The sequence below is a fragment of the Streptomyces sp. PU-14G genome, from assembly GCF_041028275.1.
Taxonomy (GTDB): Bacteria; Actinomycetota; Actinomycetes; order Streptomycetales; family Streptomycetaceae; genus Streptomyces.
This window is the reverse complement of sequence record NZ_JASKYT010000683.1, coordinates 1-1220: the sequence shown is the minus strand read 5'-3', so window position 1 is coordinate 1220 and position 1220 is coordinate 1. Positions and strand designations below refer to the sequence as shown.

Annotated in this window: 1 protein-coding gene; it reads left to right on the top strand. The window is 74.2% G+C overall.

Going from position 1 to position 1220, the window contains the following annotated elements:
* Positions 1-275 precede the first annotated feature (275 nt).
* Complete coding sequence (locus tag AB8Z75_RS34685) at positions 276-1172, top strand: SIS domain-containing protein (protein ID WP_369209077.1); 897 nt, start codon at positions 276-278, stop codon at positions 1170-1172.
* Positions 1173-1220: the final 48 nt, after the last annotated feature.

The window sequence follows — 1220 nt, the reverse complement described above, 5'->3', positions numbered from 1 at the left end:
CCCAGGAGTGCCCGGGCCCACGGAAGGCACCTCGGGGGGGCCGGGCGACGCTCGCCGCCCGGCCCCCCCCCGGCTCCGGCCTCGCCCGGCCCCGCGCTCCGGCTTCGCCGGGCTCCGCGCAGCGGTCACGGCGCGGCGGTTACCGTACGCGTTCACCCGTGCGTGGGATGGACAGCGCAGCTCTCGTTGCGTAAAGTTGCGTGAAAGTCGGTTGTTTCATGCACCTTTACGCAACGGACCCGTTGGGGTCCGGTCCCAGGAGGGGGTGCTCGCGCATGGGCGAGACGTCATACATGGAGCAGGAGCTGCGCAGCCAGCCGGAGACGTGGCGGGCCGCGGCGAGGATCGGCTCCGGGGACACCCCGCTGCCCGCTGCGGGCGCGCGCGTGGCCGTCGTCGGCTGCGGCACGTCCTGGTTCATGGCCCAGGCGTACGCGGCCCTGCGGGAAGGCTCCGGGCAGGGCGTGACGGACGCCTTCCCCGCTTCGGAGGCCTTCCTCGGCACGGCACGCGGCTATGACGCCGTGGTCGCCATCACCCGCTCCGGTACCACGACCGAGGTGCTGCGGGTGCTGGAGGAGCTGCGGGGCGGCACCCCCACCGTGACGGTGCTCGGTGACGAGGACACCCCCGCCACCTCGCTTTCGGACGAGACGGTCGCGCTCCCGTTCGCGGACGAGAAGTCCGTGGTGCAGACCCGGTTCGCCACCTCGGCCCTCGCCCTGCTCCGTGCCCACCTGGGTGAGGACATGGCGGGCGCCGTCGGCGACGCGGAGGCGGCGCTGTCGGTCCCGCTGGAGCAGGAGTGGCTGGATGCCGAGCAGTTCAGCTTCCTCGGCACGGGCTGGACGTTCGGGCTCGCCAACGAGGCGGCCCTCAAGATGCGGGAGGCCTCGCAGAGCTGGACGGAGTCCTACCCGGCCATGGAGTACCGGCACGGTCCGATAGCCATCGCCGCGCCGGGGCGGGTCACCTGGCTCTTCGGCCAGGCACCCGAGGGGCTGGAGGGCGACGTCGTGGCGACGGGCGCCCGGTTCGTGCACCACGGCGGCCGTGACCCGCTGGCCGATCTCGTCCTGGTGCACCGCGTCGCGCTGGAGCGGGCACGGGCGCGGGGGCTCGACCCGGACAGTCCGCGGAGCCTGACGCGTTCGGTGATGCTGGGCGGCTGAGCCGGCCGGAGCGCGCTCGCCCGCTCCGGGCTTCTCCCCGCCCCAGCC